Source organism: Polaromonas sp. CG_9.11, assembly GCF_015752225.1.
Lineage (GTDB): Bacteria > Pseudomonadota > Gammaproteobacteria > Burkholderiales > Burkholderiaceae_C > Polaromonas.
Map to the genome: position 1 here is coordinate 1 of NZ_JADOVE010000035.1, position 17,996 is coordinate 17,996.

15 protein-coding genes and 2 pseudogenes are annotated in these 17,996 nt (G+C 61.1%); 1 reads left to right on the plus strand and 16 read right to left on the minus strand.

The window, feature by feature from the left end; genetic code table 11:
* Positions 1 to 88: 88 nt before the first annotated feature.
* A pseudogene (locus tag IWX85_RS18860) lies at positions 89 to 964 on the plus strand (IS4 family transposase); the annotation flags it as partial.
* Positions 965 to 1,387: 423 nt separating this feature from the next.
* Here IWX85_RS18860 and IWX85_RS18865 read toward each other — a convergent pair.
* From IWX85_RS18865 to IWX85_RS21040, 16 genes and pseudogenes are all read right to left on the minus strand, one after another.
* The gene (locus IWX85_RS18865) at positions 1,388 to 2,401 is read right to left on the minus strand and encodes an IS110 family transposase (RefSeq protein WP_196870797.1); all 1,014 of its coding nucleotides are present in this window, start codon (positions 2,399 to 2,401) and stop codon (positions 1,388 to 1,390) included.
* Positions 2,402 to 2,612: 211 nt separating this feature from the next.
* Positions 2,613 to 3,941, minus strand: a complete 1,329-nt coding sequence (locus IWX85_RS18870) for an NAD(P)/FAD-dependent oxidoreductase (protein WP_196870798.1) — start codon at positions 3,939 to 3,941, stop codon at positions 2,613 to 2,615.
* Positions 3,942 to 4,538: 597 nt separating this feature from the next.
* Entirely contained in the window at positions 4,539 to 7,280 is a 2,742-nt protein-coding gene (acnA, locus tag IWX85_RS18875) for an aconitate hydratase AcnA (RefSeq protein WP_196870799.1), read from the minus strand.
* Positions 7,281 to 7,361: 81 nt separating this feature from the next.
* Positions 7,362 to 8,357: a lipoyl synthase gene (lipA, locus tag IWX85_RS18880; protein ID WP_196870800.1), complete on the minus strand. Its 996-nt coding sequence runs from the start codon at positions 8,355 to 8,357 to the stop codon at positions 7,362 to 7,364.
* Between the two features lie 81 nt (positions 8,358 to 8,438).
* The gene (locus IWX85_RS18885) at positions 8,439 to 9,101 is read right to left on the minus strand and encodes a NifU family protein (RefSeq protein ID WP_181374770.1); all 663 of its coding nucleotides are present in this window, start codon (positions 9,099 to 9,101) and stop codon (positions 8,439 to 8,441) included.
* Positions 9,094 to 10,341 (minus strand): P-loop NTPase, encoded by a 1,248-nt coding sequence (locus IWX85_RS18890; protein ID WP_196864673.1) that lies wholly within the window; start codon positions 10,339 to 10,341, stop codon positions 9,094 to 9,096. Before IWX85_RS18890 ends, IWX85_RS18885 begins: the two co-directional genes overlap by 8 nt.
* A gap of 81 nt (positions 10,342 to 10,422) precedes the next feature.
* A complete protein-coding gene (locus IWX85_RS18895; RefSeq protein ID WP_181374768.1) occupies positions 10,423 to 10,983 on the minus strand; it encodes a NifU family protein in 561 nt (186 codons plus the stop codon).
* 56 nt (positions 10,984 to 11,039) lie between these two features.
* Positions 11,040 to 11,360 carry a Grx4 family monothiol glutaredoxin gene (gene grxD / locus IWX85_RS18900; RefSeq protein WP_181374767.1) on the minus strand — a complete coding sequence of 107 codons (321 nt, stop codon included), beginning with the start codon at positions 11,358 to 11,360 and terminating at the stop codon, positions 11,040 to 11,042.
* A 13-nt stretch (positions 11,361 to 11,373) separates the two neighbouring features.
* The gene (locus tag IWX85_RS18905) at positions 11,374 to 11,622 is read right to left on the minus strand and encodes a BolA family protein (RefSeq protein WP_181374766.1); all 249 of its coding nucleotides are present in this window, start codon (positions 11,620 to 11,622) and stop codon (positions 11,374 to 11,376) included.
* 36 nt (positions 11,623 to 11,658) lie between these two features.
* A complete protein-coding gene (gene sufU, locus IWX85_RS18910; protein ID WP_196870801.1) occupies positions 11,659 to 12,108 on the minus strand; it encodes a Fe-S cluster assembly sulfur transfer protein SufU in 450 nt (149 codons plus the stop codon).
* Positions 12,108 to 13,361 carry a cysteine desulfurase gene (locus IWX85_RS18915; protein WP_196864674.1) on the minus strand — a complete coding sequence of 418 codons (1,254 nt, stop codon included), beginning with the start codon at positions 13,359 to 13,361 and terminating at the stop codon, positions 12,108 to 12,110. The genes sufU and IWX85_RS18915 overlap by 1 nt, the downstream gene beginning before the upstream one ends.
* Complete coding sequence (sufD, locus tag IWX85_RS18920) at positions 13,358 to 14,674, minus strand: Fe-S cluster assembly protein SufD (RefSeq protein WP_196864675.1); 1,317 nt, start codon at positions 14,672 to 14,674, stop codon at positions 13,358 to 13,360. Before sufD ends, IWX85_RS18915 begins: the two co-directional genes overlap by 4 nt.
* A complete protein-coding gene (sufC, locus tag IWX85_RS18925) occupies positions 14,671 to 15,471 on the minus strand; it encodes a Fe-S cluster assembly ATPase SufC (protein WP_196864676.1) in 801 nt (266 codons plus the stop codon). The genes sufD and sufC overlap by 4 nt, the downstream gene beginning before the upstream one ends.
* On the minus strand, positions 15,468 to 16,904 hold the full coding sequence (gene sufB, locus IWX85_RS18930; protein WP_196870802.1) for a Fe-S cluster assembly protein SufB: 1,437 nt from the start codon (positions 16,902 to 16,904) through the stop codon (positions 15,468 to 15,470). Before sufB ends, sufC begins: the two co-directional genes overlap by 4 nt.
* A gap of 63 nt (positions 16,905 to 16,967) precedes the next feature.
* Positions 16,968 to 17,318 (minus strand): iron-sulfur cluster assembly accessory protein, encoded by a 351-nt coding sequence (locus tag IWX85_RS18935; RefSeq protein WP_181374760.1) that lies wholly within the window; start codon positions 17,316 to 17,318, stop codon positions 16,968 to 16,970.
* 385 nt (positions 17,319 to 17,703) lie between these two features.
* A pseudogene (locus IWX85_RS21040) lies at positions 17,704 to 17,996 on the minus strand (ATP-binding protein); the annotation flags it as partial.

Sequence of the window (17,996 nt, forward strand, 5' to 3'; positions counted from 1 at the left end):
TGTTCGATAAATGCTTCGGAATATTTTTGCTTCATTGTTGTCGGTGCGTCTAAAAGAGTATTTTTTAGAGGCGACAACTAGTCTGACACAGGGGGTGCGCTGGGTGGAGAGCTACGAGCGCATCGCCGAGCAGGCTGGCGAGTTGCCCGGCACGCGTCATGTGTGCATTGGCGACCGCGAGTCGGACATCCTGGCGTTGCTGGTGATGGCGCGCAAGATGAATCACGCGGCCGATTACCTGGTGCGCTGCCAGCACAACCGGGTGCTGCCCGAAGGGGGCAAGCTGTGGGATGGCGTCATGGCCAGCGCGCCGCTGGGGCGTATTCGCTTTGAGATGCCGGCCGGTCGCGGGCGCAAGGCCCGCGCGGTCGAGCAGGAGGTGCGCGCCCAGCGCGTGATGCTGCCCGACCGCCAGGGCGGCCAGCTCGAAGTGACCTGCCTTATTGCCTCGGAAGTCAACGCACCGGCAGGCACCAAGCCGGTGGTCTGGCGTTTGCTGACCAACCGGACGGCAAGTACGCTGGGAGCAGCAGTCGAACTCATCGATTGGTACCGCGCGCGCTGGGAAATTGAGCTTTTTTTCCTGGTGCTCAAGGAGGGCTGTCGGGTCGAGCGGCTGCAGCTGAGCGATGTTGGGCGGCTACAGACCGCTCTGGCGCTGTACATGGTGATTGCCTGGCGCATCAACCGCTTGATGCGGCTGGGGCGCACGTTGCCCGATTTACCAGCCGACCTATTGTTCGAGCCTGACGAGTGGCGAGCGGCGTTCATCCTGAACAAAAAGCCCGTGCCCCGCCAGACTCCTACGCTCAACACCGTGGTGCGTTTGATTGCTCAGCGCGGCGGATTTCTGGGCAGAAAGCACGATGGCGAACCGGGTGCCAGGACGATTTGGCTGGGCATGCAGGAGATTGCCATCTTCGTCGAGGGTGCCCGCTATGCCCGGCAGTTCAACGATGGGTGACTTGTGTGTAATGGGATGCCATTAGCCGGTCGGTGTCAAGCGAGCATAAAAATTCATGGCGGCGCCAGCCGCCTGTCTTCAATCTATCTTTTTTCAAGCTGTTTACAGTTGTCAACCGCGTCCGTTTCTTCAATTCTTGGCAGCGACGAATCGCGCCAGACACCCATCAGGATCAAGCGAGCAGCCCTGTCACGGCCTCTCGCCCTGGCGGCTTGGCCGCCCCAGAAGAACGTTGGTGCCGAAACGTGTCCAATGGTTGATCACAGATCCGTGGCTGCCGACATATCGGCTCCAATCCCTTGCTGGCTCACGTCGCGGGCGATCCGCATTACTGCAAACAGGTGACGGTGGCACGCCATCCAATTCAGAACCGTCGGCTGTAGCTCCAGTCGCGTTACCGGGCTTGACGGCCACCGTCGTTACTCATGCGAAGCAGCGCGTCACATCAAATGGCCGGCCTTCCTTCAGCATGTGATAGCACGCTCTGGCCAATTTGTGGGCAAGGGCCTTGATGGCCACCACGTTGTTCGTCTTGGCCTTCTTTCTGTCGTAGAACCGTTTTGCCTCAGCATTGAATCGCATCGCATAAACAGCAGCCTCCACAAACGCCCAGGCAAGGTACTTGTTACCGTTCTTCGTATTGCCTGCGCCTTTCTTCTTGCCATTGCTAGTGTGCGCGCTGTCGACGCAGCGCGCGTAAGACGCAAAGTTGCCAGCAGCTTTGAAGCGATCAATCGGGCCTGTCTCCAGCAGGATGGTGGTTGCCAGCACTTTGCCAATACCCGGCACGCTGGTGAGCAGTGTGTAGTCTGAACGCGCCTTCATGTCTGCCAGGAGTCGCTTCTCCAGAAGGTCAATCTGCTCGGAAAGAGTCGTGATCACCGCCACGTTGGTTTTGACCGCCAGTGCTACATCCCCAGCCAACGGCATTGCATCAACCGACTCCGCTGTCAGCTGCTTGACCTGATTGCTTGTAATGCGCGAACCATTTTGACGGGCCGTGATGTTTTCGACGGCCAGAATGTGAGCTGTGCGGCTGCGTACCAGTTGCATCCGCTTTCGCGCCAGATCGCGCACCGCGCGGTGTTCGGGTTCCAGTATGGTTCCTGTTGGCAATATTCCCAGTCGCAGCAAATGCGCAAGGTAGCGTGCATCGGCTTCATCGCCGCTGTGCTTGAGGCCGTCGTATTTCTTGATTGCTGTCGTATGGGCCAGGTGTACCGTGAATCCCGCATCCTTGAGTCCGTCGACCAACCAGTACCAATTGAAAGTGGATTCAACCACGACGCCTGCCAATTCTGATTGCCAGGGTTTGACAAGCCCAATGATCTTTTCAAGATCATTGGGTAAGCGCTTCTCGGCCACAACGTGATCTTGCTCGTCGAGCACCGACACCACGCTATTGTTTGAATGAAGGTCAATTCCGCAGTATTTCATCTCAGCCTCCAGGTCGGTTAAAGAAAGTTTGCAAACTCACTTTAAGTCCACCACCTGCCTCGGGGGCAGGATGCCGGCTAGATGATTTTCAGAACCCTTTTTCGCGTCACCGCCAATAGTTGAATATTTCAACCTGCTCAACAAATCCAAGTGACAGCACCCCGTCCATCGAGCACCGGCATCAAGTCATAAGTCAAATGAATGAGGCCGGTCAATGCAGCTTGATGCGCGGATTGCGTGCCCAGTTGATCGTTTCGGCCCAGGTCGACAGCCATGTATGGAACAGGCCGTTGATTGCGATTTGATGGTGCTTGTGCAGCCACCAGTACATCCATTTGGCGATAGTGCCTTCAATGAACACAGAGCCGCGCGCAATCGTGCCCATCAGGCTGCCGACCGTATTGTATTCACCTAACGAAACCAGCGAGCCATGATCCTTGTAATGGAATGCAAGCAAGGGCTTATTTTCCAGTGATCGAATCAATGATTTTGCCAACGTGCTAGCTTGTTGGTGCGCCGACTGCGCCCTCGGTGGCACATTCGGCAAGCCTTCGCCTTGCGGGCAGGCGGCACAATCGCCGAATGCAAAAATGGAGGGATCGCGGCTCGACTGCATGGTGTTTCGTACCACCAATTGATTCAGGCGGTTGGTTTCCAGCCCATCGATGTCTTTCAGGAAATCGGCCGCCTTGATACCCGCCGCCCACACAACGATGCCGCTGGGGATGAATTTGCCGCTGGCCATTTGCACCCCGTCTTGTGACACGTTGACGACTTTTTCGTCGGTGTGGACGTCGATGTCGAGCTTGCATAACTCGTATGCGACCGAGGTGGAGAGCCGTTCCGGCAACATCTGCAGCAAACGCGGTGCGGCATCGATGATAACGATTTTCAAGTCTTTTTCAGGATCGAAATGCGTCACACCGTAACTGGAAAGAATTCTGGTCGTCATGCGCAGTTCGGCCGATAGCTCCACGCCGGTCGCGCCGCCACCAATAATGGTGACGGTAAAACTGCCTTCGCCAGACGACTTGGCGGCAGTCTGGGCGCGGATGCAGCTGTTGATCAGGCGTTGATGAAAAAGCTCGGCTGCGACGGGCGTGTCGAGCAGGATGCAATGCTCGCGCACGCCGGGCGTGCCAAAATCATTGCCTTGGCTACCCAGCGCGAAAACCAGGCTGTCGTAAGGCACCAGTTGGCGCGGCAATAATTCTGCACCGTCCTCATCTCGCATCGGTGCCAGAACGACCTCTTTGCTGGCGCGCTGCAGGCCTTCCATGCGGCCAAGACGAAAAGAGAAGTGGTGTTTGCGCGCCAGTGCGAAATACTCCATCTCGTCCGCGCGACTATCGAGCGTGCCCGCAGCGACTTGGTGCAGCAGCGGTTTCCACAAATGGGTTCGCGCGGCGTCAACCAGCGTGATTTTCGCTTTACCAGTCTGGCCAAGTTTTTTCCCCAGTGTGACCGCCAATTCCAAGCCGCCGGCACCACCGCCTACGATAACAATTCGGTGCAAACTGCGTGCGAGTAACTGGTTCATGTTCATATTCCTGACGCTGTTTTACTCTGATTGTCCTGATTCCGCATGCGAATTGTGGATGCATGCATACGGTACGAATTTGAATTTGAATTTGAATAATCAACTACTTAGTCAGCCCTGCTGAGTTCAACCAAAACTCCTGAGTTGACCCAATTCAGGTGAAAGTCCCCGTTTTTGACTAACTTTCCCGTAAGCGGGAGAACGAAACGTGGTGAAGCACGCCGACAGTTTCTTAAATCGCGGGCAAGTCTGGCGTTGACTAACTCTTCGTCGAGCGCGACGAAGGTGGTATTGCGGCGCTCGGCCAGATGCCCCAGCCGGGAATCACGGCACCACTCCGGTCGCAACCGATCGCCTTGATCTTCCATACCCCGTTGATAAACTTCAGGTTACCTGCATGCTCGCCCTGGCCTGAGAGGACGCGATAAACTTGGTCATCCAACCTGCCGAGCGTCGGCTTATTCAATGCAGTTCAGCCTCTTCGTTTTGCCTTGAGTTTTTCGAGGTTGAAGAAAATCAACATCAGGTTTTTCCTCGGCAAGTTGACACAACCTAAACGAGCGCACGGCTTGACGGTTAATGCTACAAAACCATCGATCACGCCGCCTTTCTGGACGCCAGTTGACGCAGCACGTACTGCAGAATGCCGCCGTGGCGGAAGTACTCGACTTCCTTGGGCGTGATCAACAACACCTGCGCCTTGAAGGAAACCAGGCGCCCATCACCGCCGGTGGCAACCACATCGACGATTGGGCTGGCACCATCGCGCAGGCCGGTGATGTCGAACGACTCATCGCCCTTCAAGCCCAGCGACACGGTATTCTGGCTGGCCATGAATTGCAGCGGTAATACGCCCATGCCGACCAGGTTGGAGCGATGGATGCGCTCGAAGCTCTCGGCGATCACGGCCTTGACGCCCAGTAGCAACGTGCCCTTGGCCGCCCAGTCGCGCGATGAGCCCATGCCGTATTCCTTGCCGGCGACAACCACCAGCGGCACCCCGTCGGCCTTGTACTTCATCGCCGCGTCGTAAATCGCCAGCCTCTCGTTCGACGGGTAGTGGATGGTGTCACCACCTTCTTCCCCGCCCAGCATCAGGTTCTTGATGCGGATGTTGGCGAAGGTGCCGCGCACCATCACGTCGTCATTGCCGCGACGCGAACCGTATGAGTTGAAGTGTTGTGGCTGCACGCCGCGCGATTGCAGGAAGCGACCCGCCGGTGAATTGGTCTTGATGTTGCCGGCTGGCGAAATATGGTCGGTGGTGATCGAGTCGCCAAACAGGCCAAGCAGCCGCGCGCCATGGATGTCCTCGATGCGGCCGACGCGCATTTGCATACCGTCGAAGTAGGGCGGGTTCTTGATATAGGTTGAAGCCTCGTCCCATGCGAACGCTTCGCCATCTGGCGAGGTGATCTGGGTCCAGCGGCTGTCGCCGGCAAAAACATCGGCATAGTTGCGCTTGAACATTTCCGGGCCAACACTTGACGCTATCAAGTCGCCGATTTCCTTGTTCGACGGCCAGATGTCGCGCAGGTAAACCGGCTTGCCGTCGCTGCCGGTGCCCAGCGGGTCGATGGTCAAGTCGATATTCACCGTGCCTGCCAGCGCATAGGCCACCACCAGCGGCGGCGATGCCAGATAATTCATTTTCACTTCCGGATGTATCCTGCCTTCGAAGTTGCGGTTGCCGGACAGCACCGCGGCTACGACCAGGTCCTTGTCGGCGATGCGCCGAGACACGTCGTCAGGCAGTGGGCCAGAATTGCCGATGCACGTCGTACAACCGTAGCCGACGATGAAAAAGCCGAGCTTTTCCATGTCACCCATCAAACCCGCCTTGTTCAGGTAATCGGTGACCACCAGCGAACCCGGTGCCATCGACGTCTTGACCCAGGGCGCGGCCTTTAGACCCCTGGCCACGGCATTGCGGGCGAGCAGTCCGGCCGCCAGCATCACTGCGGGATTGGAGGTGTTGGTGCAGGACGTGATCGCGGCGATAACCACGGCGCCGTCCTTCAGGACGAAGCCATTGTCTTTGATCGACACCTGGCTCGAGGCGTTCACTGAAGCGTCATGCTCGACGGTGACGTCACCGCCCTCATTTTCGAAGCGTTGCACGGAACTCTTGAGCGGCTTGCGGTTGGCGACCATGCCAACCAGATTGGTCGTGAAATTGTTTTTCATGTCGGACAACAGCACGCGGTCTTGCGGTCGCTTCGGTCCGGCGAGCGACGGTAGCACCGTCCCCATGTCGAGGTGCAGGGTCGCGCTGTACTCGGCTTCCTGGTCACTGCGCCACAGGCCTTGCGCCTTGGCGTAGGCTTCGACCAGGCCAATCTGTTCCTCGCTGCGCCCGGTCAGGCGCAGGTAGCTTAACGATTCGCCATCGATCGGGAAGATGCCACAGGTGGCGCCGTATTCCGGGGCCATGTTTGCGATCGTCGCTCTGTTAGCCAGCGGCAGGTCATTCAATCCATCGCCATAAAACTCGACAAATTTGCCGACCACGCCGAGCGAACGCAGCATCTGCGTGACGGTTAGCACCAGATCGGTCGCGGTCGCGCCTTCAGGCAGCTTGCCGGTGAGTTTGAATCCGACCACCTGCGGGATCAGCATCGAGCTCGGCTGACCCAGCATCGCGGCCTCCGCTTCGATGCCGCCTACGCCCCAGCCGAGAACGCCCAGGCCATTGATCATCGTGGTGTGTGAATCGGTACCGAACACCGTGTCCGGGAAGGCGTACTTAACGCCGCCCATGTCGCGTGCCATCACCACGCGCGCCAGGTTTTCCAGGTTCACCTGATGCACGATACCGGTGCTGGGCGGCACCACCTTGAAATCGTTGAAGGCTTTCTGGCCCCAGCGCAGGAAGCTGTAACGCTCGCCGTTGCGGGAAAATTCGATCTGGGCGTTGATGTCGCGCGAGTTGGGCTTGCCGAAAGAATCGACCTGTACCGAATGATCGATCACCAGTTCGGAAGGGATCAATGGGTTGATGTTAGCCGCCGACCCGCCAAGCTTGACGACAGCATCGCGCATCGCCGCAAAATCGACGATGCAGGGCACGCCGGTGAAGTCTTGCAGTACCACGCGTGCCGGCATGAAGGCAATTTCGGTCTTCGGTTCGTCCTTTCCGTTCCACTGCGCGACGGCCTCGATCGAGGCCTTGGTGACCGACACGCCGTCTTCGCAGCGCAGCAGGTTTTCCAGCAGGATTTTCATCGAAAACGGCATTTTTGACAGATCGAAGCACTGTCCCAGTTTCGCCAGGCTGAAGATGGTGTAGTCGATGCCGTTGACGGTGAGATTGTCGCGGGTTGAAAATGAGTCGTTCATTGGGTGGTCCTGACTAGGAGAAGAAAAGGATTGGAATGAATAGTGGAAATTTTTAGGCGAGTCCGTCGGTTTTTATTTAGCTCAGACTATTCCTGCCTTATACGCCTGCTGATCGGCATGGTAAGAACTGCGCACCATCGGGCCCGACGCTGCATTTAGAAACCCCATCTTGTAAGCTTCTTCCTCATACATCTTAAAAGTGTCCGGGTGCACATAGCGGCGCACCGGCAGGTGACCGCCGGACGGCTGCAGGTATTGGCCAATGGTCAACATCGTGATGCTGTGCGCGCGCAGGTCGCGCATCACTTGCAAGATTTCGGCATCGGTCTCGCCCAGCCCAACCATGATCCCGGACTTGGTCGGTATGCCTGCATGCCTATCCTTGAAATGCTGCAACAGGTTGAGCGAATTTTGAAAATCGGCGCCGGGACGGGCTTCCTTGTATAGGCGCGGCACTGTTTCGATGTTGTGGTTCAAGACGTCGGGCGGCGCGCCGCTGAGGATTTCCAGCGCGAGGTCGAGTCGACCACCGAAGTCGGGGGTCAGGATTTCGATGCGGGTGTTGGGTGACTGTGCGCGGATCTGGCGGATGCATTCGACGAAGTGGCTAGCGCCGCCGTCGCGCAAATCATCGCGGTCAACCGAGGTAATGACGACGTAATTGAGTTTCATCAACGCAATGGTTTTGGCGAGCCGTTCCGGTTCGTTGGCATCGAGTGCGTCGGGGCGACCCGTACTGACGTTGCAAAAGCGGCAGCGGCGCGTACATTTGTCGCCCATGATCATGAAGGTCGCCGTGCCCTTGCTCCAGCACTCGCCGATGTTGGGGCAAGAGGCTTCTTCGCACACGGTGACCAGTTGGTGGGCGCGCACGATGTCCTTGATCTCGCGAAAGCGGCCAGCGGGAATCGCCGCCTTGACGCGAATCCAGTCGGGCTTGCGCAGGCGGTCTTCGGGGTCGACCGGTTCGCGCTTGGTCTTGAGGCTGCCTCTTTGCTGGTCTGGCCGGGGAGACGTGGCGGAGGCCTGCGGCAGCACCGACACGATGCCTCTGAAGCGGATGGTCTCAAGGGTCATGTTGCGTATGTCCTGGTTAGCTTTGCCACGCTCAGGGCGTTGCAACAGCGATTGAAATGAGGTTCGGTCTTCTGGCGACCATCAGGTGATCAGTTGCTCGCCGGCCGCGGCACGCGGGTAGAACGGCTTGCGGCCGGCCGCGTGGTCGGTCGCATCGACGATTTCCGTGATTTCCGGGGCCACCCGCTTCACCATGACTTCAAAGCCCTGGCGCAACGTGACCTGCGACGATGCGCAGCCCTGGCAGCCGCCGCTCATGGTGATGAAAAGCCTGCCGTCGCGAACGTCCAACAGCGAAATCTTGCCGCCGTGGCTGGCGATGGAACGATTGACTTCCCGGTCCAGCAGCGCCTGAACCGCCGCGCCAAGCTCGGCGTCTGACGGGGCCTGCAGGCTGGTGCGGCCCGCCGCCTCCAATACCGCTGGCATGCCGCTCAGCAGTTGGGTGCGGATGGCCGCGCCGATGGCGGCTTTGAGTCCCGTCCAGGCGGTGCCTGGCACCTTGCCGATGGTCACCACGTTCCCGGCAATCAGCACGCTGGCGACACCGTCAAGCGCAAACAGCCGCTCGCCCAGCGGCGACCCGGCTGCGCGTTCTCTGCCGGCAAAAAAGAAGGAGCCGCCCGGATGTACGCTGGAGCTGACTGTGAATTTGCAGCTGTCGGGATCGACCAGCGATGCCTCGGCGCGGATGCTGACCGGCTGATCCGCCCGAATCTGGTCTGGCGCCAGGGTTTCAGACATCTTCGACGCTTTGCAGACCAGCCCGTTCGCCCAAGGCGCGCAGGTCGTTGAAGGCATAAATCCCGCTGTTGTGGCCGTCGTTCCAGTCGAACTGGATCGCGTAATTGCCGATGCTGGTGATCTGGCGCGGGCTCACATCGGCCCGCACCGTCCGAGGGTCGAGCAGCTTGCGCCCGCTCATCTCCTCCACACAAAGGGCGCAGCGACAGGCCAGGCGCAGGTCGCGCACATCGAGATCGTCGCGATGGCCGTCTTCCCACAGCAGCGACAAGGTGCGCGGATCGCGGCGCAGCAGACCCACCGGGATGGTGCGCGCGCCGGCAGGCTGCACAGCGCCTTCCATCCAGGCTGGCGCACCCTCGTCGCTGTCCCACTTCCAGACAAAGGGCTTGAGCACCGTGACCGCTGCGTGCACCTGCTCGACCAGCGCGTCGGCGATGGCGGCATACACCCGTGCGCTGAGCGACGCCGGTTGCGCGACCACGATGGGACGCCCTTCATCGCCGCAAGTGACGACCTCGGCGGCCAGGGGCAAGGCGCCCAGGAACGGCACACCGAGTTCCTCGCTCATCAGCTCGCCGCCGCCGTGCCGGAAAATATCCGTGGTCTCGCCGCAGTGCGGACAGGTGAAGGTGCGCATGTTCTCGACGATGCCGAGAATCGGGACCTGCACCTTCTCGAACATGCGCAAGCCCCGGCGGGCGATCTTCAGGCTGACGGCCTGGGGCGTCGTCACGATCACCACGCCCGACAGCGGCATGCTTTGCGCCAGCGTCAGCTGGGTGTCGCCGGTGCCGGGTGGCAGGTCCAGGATCAGATAGTCCAGATCGCCCCATTGCACGCCGCCAACGAACATCTTGAGGTATTTGCCCACCATCGGCCCGCGCAGTACGGCCGGCTGGTCGTCACCGGTCAGCATGCCCATGGACACCACCTTCAGGCCGTGCCGCTGCGCCGGGATCATCCGGTTGTCTGCCGTCATCGCTGGCGGCTCACCGGTCGGGATGCCCAGCATGCCTGGGATGCTGGGGCCCAGGATGTCGGCATCGACCAGCCCGACGCGCGCCCCGCGCTGCTGCAACGCCAGCGCCAGATTGACGCTCACCGTGGATTTGCCGACGCCGCCCTTGCCGCTGCCGACGGCGATGATGTGACGGATGCCCGGCAGTTTCCCGGGGCCGGCGGCTGGCTGGGGTAAAGCGGCTGGTGCGGATTGTTGCGCGGGGTTGGTGGTTTGCATGGCGGTGTTTCTGCCTTATGGGTTCAGGGATGAAGGGCGGTCATGGCGTGTCGTGGGCTGCCGGCCTGTCGCGGCAGCAGGCTAGACCGAAACCACGGCCAACTCCGGCTCGATCGTGCGCACCAGGTTCTCGATGGCGGCGAGCGTGCCGGAGATCGAGCTCGGGCAGCTGCCGCAGGCGCCCTGGTAATGGATGCTGAGGTAGTTGCCGGACAGGCCGACCACATGCAGGTCGCCGCCGTCGGCCTGCAGCGACGGCCGGATGCGCTGGTCCAGCAGCTCGCTGATCAATTCCAGCCGCTCCTGCTCCTCCTCACTCATGTCGTCTATTGCCACGCGCGCGGCAAATACGGCGGCGGCCGACTGTGCAGCGGCCGCCGGCGCCGCGCGCAGCGGCACGGCGATCAGGCGCACCAGCTCCGGCCAGTCGGCGCCGCCGTCCTGCGTCACGGTCAGCCAGCGGTCCACGTAGAACACGTTGCTGACATGGGCAATAGCGAACAGCGCCGAGGCCAGCGCATCGCCTTTGGCTTGGTCTGCATTCTCGTAGGAATGCGAGACACCCCAGGTCAGCGGCTCGTGGAGCGTGAACTTGACCGCATTCGGGTTAGGGGTGTCGTCTATTTCGGCAATTTTCGGCATTCAAGTCTCCTGAAAAATGGGCGCCGGGCGGGCGCTGGACCAGGGTAATTTCAAGGTCATGACGCCCCTGCCGGGTTGACCAGCGTCTGCAGCTCGCCCGACTCGTAGAGCTCGCGAACGATGTCGGCGCCGCCCACCAGCTCGCCGTTGACATAGAGCTGCGGAATGGTCGGCCAGTTGGCATAGGCCTTGATGCCAGCCCGGATGTCCGGGTCGGCCAGCACGTCGACGGCGGCAAAGTCCTGCAGGCCGCAAGCCTGCAGCATCTGCACCGTGGCGCCTGAAAAGCCGCACTGCGGGAACTGCGGCGTTCCCTTCATGTAGAGCACCACGGCGTTGGTGTGGACTTGCGCGTGAATTTTGTCGTGAACGTTCATGTGGGTTCCAAAGTTATTGAGTGATCGATTTCGCCCAGGCCTCGGGCGTGAAGGTTTGCAGCGACAGCGCGTGGATCTCCGAGCGCATGCGATCGCCCAGCGCCTGGTAGACCTGCTGGTGCTGCTGGACCAGGGTTTTTCCCGCAAACAGCGGGCTCACGACCACTGCCTCGAAGTGCTGGCCGTCATCGCCCAGCACCTCCGCGTGGTCGCAGGCCAGGCCGTTCGCGATGTAGTTTTTAAGTTCAAGGGCAGTCAGCATGGGGGCCTTTCAGGGGGTCAGCAGTCATTAACAACATCACGCTTCGGTGCTGGCCGTGCCCTGCGAATTGAAGGCGGCCTGCAGCGTGTGCCACGGCAAGATCGCGCACTTGACGCGCGTGGGCAGGTCGCGCACGCCGGCAAACACCGCCAGCCGCCCGATCTGGTTAGGCTGATTCAGGTCGAGCTTGCCGGTGGCCATGGCCAGGAATTCCTGGGTCAAGGCCTGCGCCTGCGCACGCGTCTTGCCCTTGATGGCGACCGTCATCATCGATGCCGACGCCTTGCAGATGGCGCACGACTCGCCGTGGAACGCGATCTGGTCGACGGTATCGCCATCCAGATTCAACCCCACGCTCAGGTGGTCGCCGCACAGCGGGTTGTGGCCCTCGGCCTGGTGGCTGGGGCGGTCCAGCGTGCCGCAGTTGCGCGGCTTTTTGTTGTGGTCCAGGATGACTTCCTGGTAGAGCGCCTTGTAGTCAGCCATCAGGCAAACACTTTCTGCACGCTGCGGATGCCGGCGACCAGCGCATCGACTTCGGCCATGGTGTTGTAGAACGCAAACGAGGCGCGCGTGGTGGCAGGCACCTTGAAGCGCGCCATCACCGGCTGCGCGCAATGGTGGCCGGTGCGCACCGCAATGCCGTCCTGGTTCAGCAGCGTGCCGACATCGTGCGGGTGGATGCCGTCGAGCGTGAAAGACAGCACTGCCGCCTTGTCCTGGGCCGTGCCAATGAGGCGCAGGCCGGGCAGGTCGCTGAACTGGCTCGTGGCGTACTGCAGCAGCGCATGCTCATGGGCGGCGATAACGTCCATGCCGATGGCCGACAGGTAATCGACGGCCGCGCCCAGCCCGATGGCGGCGGCAATTGGTGGCGTGCCGGCCTCGAACTTGTACGGGATCGCATTGTAGACCGTCTTCTCGAACGACACCGACAAAATCATGTCGCCGCCGCCCTTGAAGGGCTGCATTTTTTCCAGCAGCGCGGCCTTGCCGTAGAGCACGCCAATGCCGGTCGGCCCGCACAGCTTGTGGCCCGAAAAAGCATAAAAATCGCAGTCCAGGTCCTGCACATCGACCGGCAGGTGCGGCGCGGCCTGCGCGCCATCGACCAGCACCGGCACGCCGCGCTTGTGCGCCAGCGCGATCATCTGTTTGACCGGGTTGATGCTGCCCAGCGCGTTCGAGACATGGCTCACGCCGACCAGTTTGGTGCGGTCATTGAACAGTGGCTCGAACTGGTCCAGGCACAGCTCGCCGGCGTCGTTGATGGGCAACACGCGGATGATGGCGCCGGTTTCTTCGGCCAGCATCTGCCACGGCACGATGTTGGAATGGTGCTCCAGCGTGGTCAAAATGATCTCGTCACCGGCCTGGATGAACTTGCGGCCATAGCCGTGCATGACCAGGTTGATGGCCTCGGTGGTGCCGCTGGTGAAGATGACTTCACGCACGTCGGGTGCGTTGATGAAGCGCTGCAGCTTGGCGCGCGCTTCCTCGTACGCGGCCGTCGCCCGTTCAGACAGCGTGTGCACCGCCCGGTGGATGTTGGCGTGCTCGGTGCTCTGGTAGCGCACCAGCCGGTCGATGACTGGCTGCGGCATCTGGCTCGACGCGGCGTTGTCCAGGTAGACCAGCGGCTTGCCTTCAACCTCAATTTGCAGGATGGGAAAGTCGGCGCGCACGCGTTCGACATCGAAGGCGGGCGTGACGTGTATTGGCTCGGCGCGCGCGTTCATGGCTGGCTGCCGGTTTGCGCCAGCATGCGCTGCTGCAGCTGGTGTTTTAAAGAGGCGACGGGAATACGCTCAAGGATCTCGGCGCCGAACGCGTAGGTCAGCAACTGGCGCGCGGCGCTGCCGGACAGGCCACGGCTTTGCAGGTAGAACACTTCCTCGGCATCGAGCTGGCCAATCGTGGCGCCGTGCGTGCATTTTACGTCGTCGGCAAAAATCTCCAGCTGTGGCTGGGTGTCCACTTGCGCCCGGCTGCTGAGCAGCAGGTTGCGGCTGGACTGCGCGGAGTCGGTGCGCTGGGCGCCCGGACGCACGATCACCTTGCCGTTGAACACCGCATGCGCGCTGCCTTCGGCAATGCACTTGTGCAGCTGGCGGCTGGTGCCGTGCGGCTGGGCGTGGTCAATGCAGCTGTGGGTGTCAGCCAGCTGGCTGCCAGCGAGCAGCGCGAGGCCGTCCACAGCGCATTCGGCGCCCTCGCCCAGCACCACGCTCAGGTGGTAGCGCGACAGCTGCGCGCCCATCGCCACGCTCACCGACTGGTAGTTGGCCGAGCGCCCCACCGACACCGCGCCGTTGGCGATGTGAAACGCCTGCGGGCCGTCGCGCTGCACGCGCACATGCGTGAGCTGCGCCTGGTCGGCCAGCACGATTTCCGTCACCGGATTGACGAGGTAGGCCGCATCCTGCAGCGCCACATAGTCTTCAACCAGCGTCGCGCGGCTGCCCGCTTCGGCCAGCACCAGGCAGCGCGGGTGGCTGAGCGCGCCCGCCTGCGTCGCCACGAACAGCAGATGCACCGGCGCGGCCAGCGCCACATGGCGCGGTACCAGCACGACCGCCGCGTCCTGCATGAAGGCGGTGTTGAGCGCGGCAAACACGTTGTCGCCCAGCATCTGCCGGCGGCCGAATTGCGCCTCCAGCGCGGCGGCATGGGTGGCCATGGCGGTCAGCAAGTTGGTCACGACCACGCCGCCCTCGGGGGCTGGGCTGGACAGCTGCGGCGCGTAAATGCCATCGACAAACACCAGCCGGCACGCAACGTCGTCCAGGCAAAACGGCGCGATGTCCTCTAGCTGCAGGCGGCTGGCCGCCTGCACCGGCTGGAACGTCAGCCGGTGCAGCGGCGCCAGGCTGGTGAAGCGCCAGGCCTCGTCGCGCAGCGTCGGCATGGCCAGCGCGCCCAGCGCGGCATGCGCCTGTTCGCGCAGCGCGTTCACATGCACCCAAGGGCTGGGCGCCAGCAGCGGCTGGTTGGCCAGCAGCGCGCCCAGGTGGTCCACCGTGGGGGGGCGAAGTGCGATGGCGCTGTTCATGCGCTGACCTCCACGCCGCTCGCCGCTTCGTGCTCGGCGCTGACCCAGTCGTAGCCGCGTTGTTCCAGTTCCAGCGCAAGCTCCTTGCCGCCGGTCTTGATGATGCGGCCGGCTTCCATCACATGTACAAAGTCGGGCACGATGTAGTTCAGCAGCCGCTGGTAATGCGTGACCAGAATAACGGCGTTCTCAGGCGTGATCAACTGGTTCATGCCTTGCGACACGATGCGCAGCGCGTCGATGTCGAGGCCGGAATCAGTCTCGTCCAGAATCGCCAGGCGCGGCTCCAGCAGCGCCATCTGCAAAATTTCATTGCGCTTTTTCTCGCCGCCCGAAAAGCCTTCGTTCACGCTGCGGTCCAGAAAATCGGGGTTCATCTCCAGCAGCTTCATTTTCTCGCGCACAAAGTCGTCAAACTCCAGCGGATCCAGCTCTTCCTGGCCGCGCTGCGCCTGCAGCGTGTTGTAGCTCAGGCGCAAGAACTGGCTGTTGGCCACGCCGGGGATTTCGATCGGGTACTGAAAGCCGAGGAACATGCCGGCCAGGGCGCGTGCCTCGGGCGCCAGCGTCAGCAGGTCCTGGCCTTCAAACTGCACTGTTCCCGCCGTGACTTCATAGGCCGTGTGGCCGGCCAGCACCTTGGCAAAGGTGCTCTTGCCCGAGCCGTTCGGACCCATGATGGCATGCACTTCACCGCGCCGGACGGTAAAGTCCAGGCCCTTGAGAATGTCGATGCCGTTGACGCTGGCGCACAGGCCGCGCACGTCGAGTAAAACCGGGCTGTTGGGGTGGATCATCCGACCGCTCCTTCGAGTTTGAAGCCGAGCAGCTGGGTCGCTTCGACCGCGAACTCCATCGGCAATTGTTGAAAAACGTCCTTGCAGAATCCATTGATGATCATGGACACGGCGGCTTCGGCGCTGATGCCGCGCTGGGCAAAATAAAACAGCTGGTCCTCGCCAATCTTGGAGGTCGAGGCCTCGTGTTCGACCTGGGCGGTCGGGTTGCGCACCTGGAGGTAGGGAAAGGTGTGCGCGCCTGACTTGTCGCCAATCAGCATCGAGTCGCACTGCGAATAATTGCGCGCGCCGGTGGCCGTGGGCATCACCTTGACCAGGCCACGGTAGCTGTTGCTGGACTGTCCGGCCGAGATGCCCTTGCTGACAATGGTGCTGCGCGTGTTCTTGCCCAGGTGGATCATCTTGGTGCCGGTGTCGGCCTGCTGGTGGTGGTTGGTCACCGCCACCGAATAGAACTCGCCGACCGAGTGGTCGCCGCGCAAAATCACCGACGGGTACTTCCAGGTGATGGCCGATCCGGTCTCGACCTGCGTCCAGGAAATGCGCGAGTTCGCGCCCTTGGCCAGGCCGCGCTTGGTGACAAAGTTGTAGATGCCGCCGACACCGTTTTCATCGCCCGCGTACCAGTTCTGCACCGTCGAATACTTGATGTCAGCGTTGTCGAGCGCCACCAGTTCCACCACCGCCGCATGCAACTGGTTGCTGCTGAAAGCCGGTGCCGTGCAGCCCTCCAGATAGGACACCGAAGCGCCCTCTTCCGCCACGATCAGCGTGCGCTCGAACTGGCCCGATTCCTCGGTGTTGATGCGAAAGTAGGTGGACAAGTCCATCGGGCACTTCACGCCTTTGGGGATGAAGCAGAACGAGCCGTCGGTGAACACCGCCGAGTTGAGCGCGGCGTAGTAGTTGTCGCTCGTCGGAACTACCGTGCCCAGGTACTGCTTCACCAGTTCCGGGTGTTCCAGCACGGCTTCGGACATCGAGCAGAAAATGATGCCGGCCTCGGCCAGCTTGGCCTTGTAGGTGGTGGCCACTGACACGCTGTCAAAAATCACATCGACCGCCACGCCGGCCAGCGCCATGCGTTCGTGCAACGGAACGCCGAGCTTTTCAAAGGTGCGCAGCAACTCGGGGTCCACTTCGTCCATGCTGCTGAGCTTGGGTTTTTGCTTGGGCGCGGCGTAGTAGCTGATGGCCTGGAAGTCGATCTTCGGGTAATGCACGTTGGGCCATACCGGCTCGGTCATCAGCAGCCAGGCCTGGTAGGCCTTGAGCCGGAAGTCGAGCAGCCACGCGGGCTCGCTTTTCTTGGCCGAAATCATGCGGATGGTTTGCTCGCTCAACCCCTTGGGCGCGACATCGGATTCGATGTCGGTGACAAATCCGTGCTTGTAGGGCTGGTTGACGAGTTGCTGCAGCAGTGCACTCATGGGGGTCCTTCTGGCTGGTGATGTGGCTTGAAGAAAACGCGGGCGGTCAGGCCTTGACGTTGATTACGGTGTGGCAGTCCCGGCTTTTTTCTTGACGTTGAAACTTTCGCCGCAGCCGCATTCGTTTTCAACATTGGGGTTGTCGAACTTGAAGCTTTGCTTCAGGCCGTCGGTGACGAAGTCGATGCGCGAGCCGTCAAGGAATTCAAGGCTTTCAGAATCGACCACGATGCGCGCGCCATGCGACTCGAAGCTGTGGTCGCCCGGGCCGACCTCGTCGATCAGGTCAAAGGTGTGCGCCAAGCCGGTGCAGCCAACCTTCTTGACGCCAATGCGCAAGGCAATGCCCTGGCCGCGTTTTTCAAGCTGGCGCTGGATCTGCAACGCTGCGTTTTCAGTCAATGTCATGGTCATGGGTCAAACTCCTTGGTTGCTACCGGGCTGCTGTCAGCGACCGCCTGGCGGGTCTTTTCGGGAGGGATATCTCTGATGGAAAAATAGATACCCGACTTATTTAGTCAACTATAAATATCTTGACCAGATTAGTCAACCATCGGCCTTTTGACATTGGCGTGGGAAGGGGCTTGGCGAGACCGTGCGCGGCATGACGTGCCGGGGCCGGTTGCGTATTCCGGTGAACGTGACCGGCATTCCGGCGAACGTGACCGAGGGTCGGTGTTGCGCGTTTTGATTTTATGCCGGCCTGCTTTCCCGGCTGTTTTGTCCTTCTCTGGAATTGAATTTTTTGAACGAATAGGCCCCTGCCAGGCCGCCGGAGGTCCCCCCTGGCCGTGGTGGCCTACTTGTCGGCGATCCCTTTTTCGGGCGGGCTTTTTTTGCGCAGAGATTCGCCGGTCAGCGTGAAACGGTGATGGCTTTGCATCAGGCGATCGAGCATGGCATCGGCCACAGTTTGGTCGCCTATCCACTCGTGCCAGTGCTCAATCGGCAACTGGCTGGTGATTGAATAGTGGCGCGCTGGCTGGCCCGGTCGTCAATGATCTCCAGCAGATCGGCCCGGGTTTGACTGTCCATGGCGGCCATGCCCCAGTCGTCGAGCAGCAGCACGTCGGTGTTTTTGAGCGTGTCCAG

Bases quoted from the DNA above. Each gene is read 5' to 3' on its own strand.
- lipA (WP_196870800.1), bottom strand. From the start codon at position 8,357: ATGACCCTTGAGACCATCCGCTTCAGAGGCATCGTGTCGGTGCTGCCG.
- sufD (WP_196864675.1), bottom strand. From the start codon at position 14,674: ATGAACAGCGCCATCGCACTTCGCCCCCCCACGGTGGACCACCTGGGC.
- IWX85_RS18865 (WP_196870797.1), bottom strand. From the start codon at position 2,401: ATGAAATACTGCGGAATTGACCTTCATTCAAACAATAGCGTGGTGTCG.
- IWX85_RS18890 (WP_196864673.1), bottom strand. From the start codon at position 10,341: ATGCAAACCACCAACCCCGCGCAACAATCCGCACCAGCCGCTTTACCC.
- IWX85_RS18870 (WP_196870798.1), bottom strand. From the start codon at position 3,941: ATGAACCAGTTACTCGCACGCAGTTTGCACCGAATTGTTATCGTAGGC.
- sufC (WP_196864676.1), bottom strand. From the start codon at position 15,471: ATGATCCACCCCAACAGCCCGGTTTTACTCGACGTGCGCGGCCTGTGC.
- sufU (WP_196870801.1), bottom strand. From the start codon at position 12,108: ATGGCTGACTACAAGGCGCTCTACCAGGAAGTCATCCTGGACCACAAC.
- IWX85_RS18885 (WP_181374770.1), bottom strand. From the start codon at position 9,101: ATGTCTGAAACCCTGGCGCCAGACCAGATTCGGGCGGATCAGCCGGTC.
- IWX85_RS18935 (WP_181374760.1), bottom strand. From the start codon at position 17,318: ATGACCATGACATTGACTGAAAACGCAGCGTTGCAGATCCAGCGCCAG.
- acnA (WP_196870799.1), bottom strand. From the start codon at position 7,280: ATGAACGACTCATTTTCAACCCGCGACAATCTCACCGTCAACGGCATC.
- IWX85_RS18905 (WP_181374766.1), bottom strand. From the start codon at position 11,622: ATGCTGACTGCCCTTGAACTTAAAAACTACATCGCGAACGGCCTGGCC.
- sufB (WP_196870802.1), bottom strand. From the start codon at position 16,904: ATGAGTGCACTGCTGCAGCAACTCGTCAACCAGCCCTACAAGCACGGA.
- IWX85_RS18895 (WP_181374768.1), bottom strand. From the start codon at position 10,983: ATGCCGAAAATTGCCGAAATAGACGACACCCCTAACCCGAATGCGGTC.
- grxD (WP_181374767.1), bottom strand. From the start codon at position 11,360: ATGAACGTTCACGACAAAATTCACGCGCAAGTCCACACCAACGCCGTG.
- IWX85_RS18915 (WP_196864674.1), bottom strand. From the start codon at position 13,361: ATGAACGCGCGCGCCGAGCCAATACACGTCACGCCCGCCTTCGATGTC.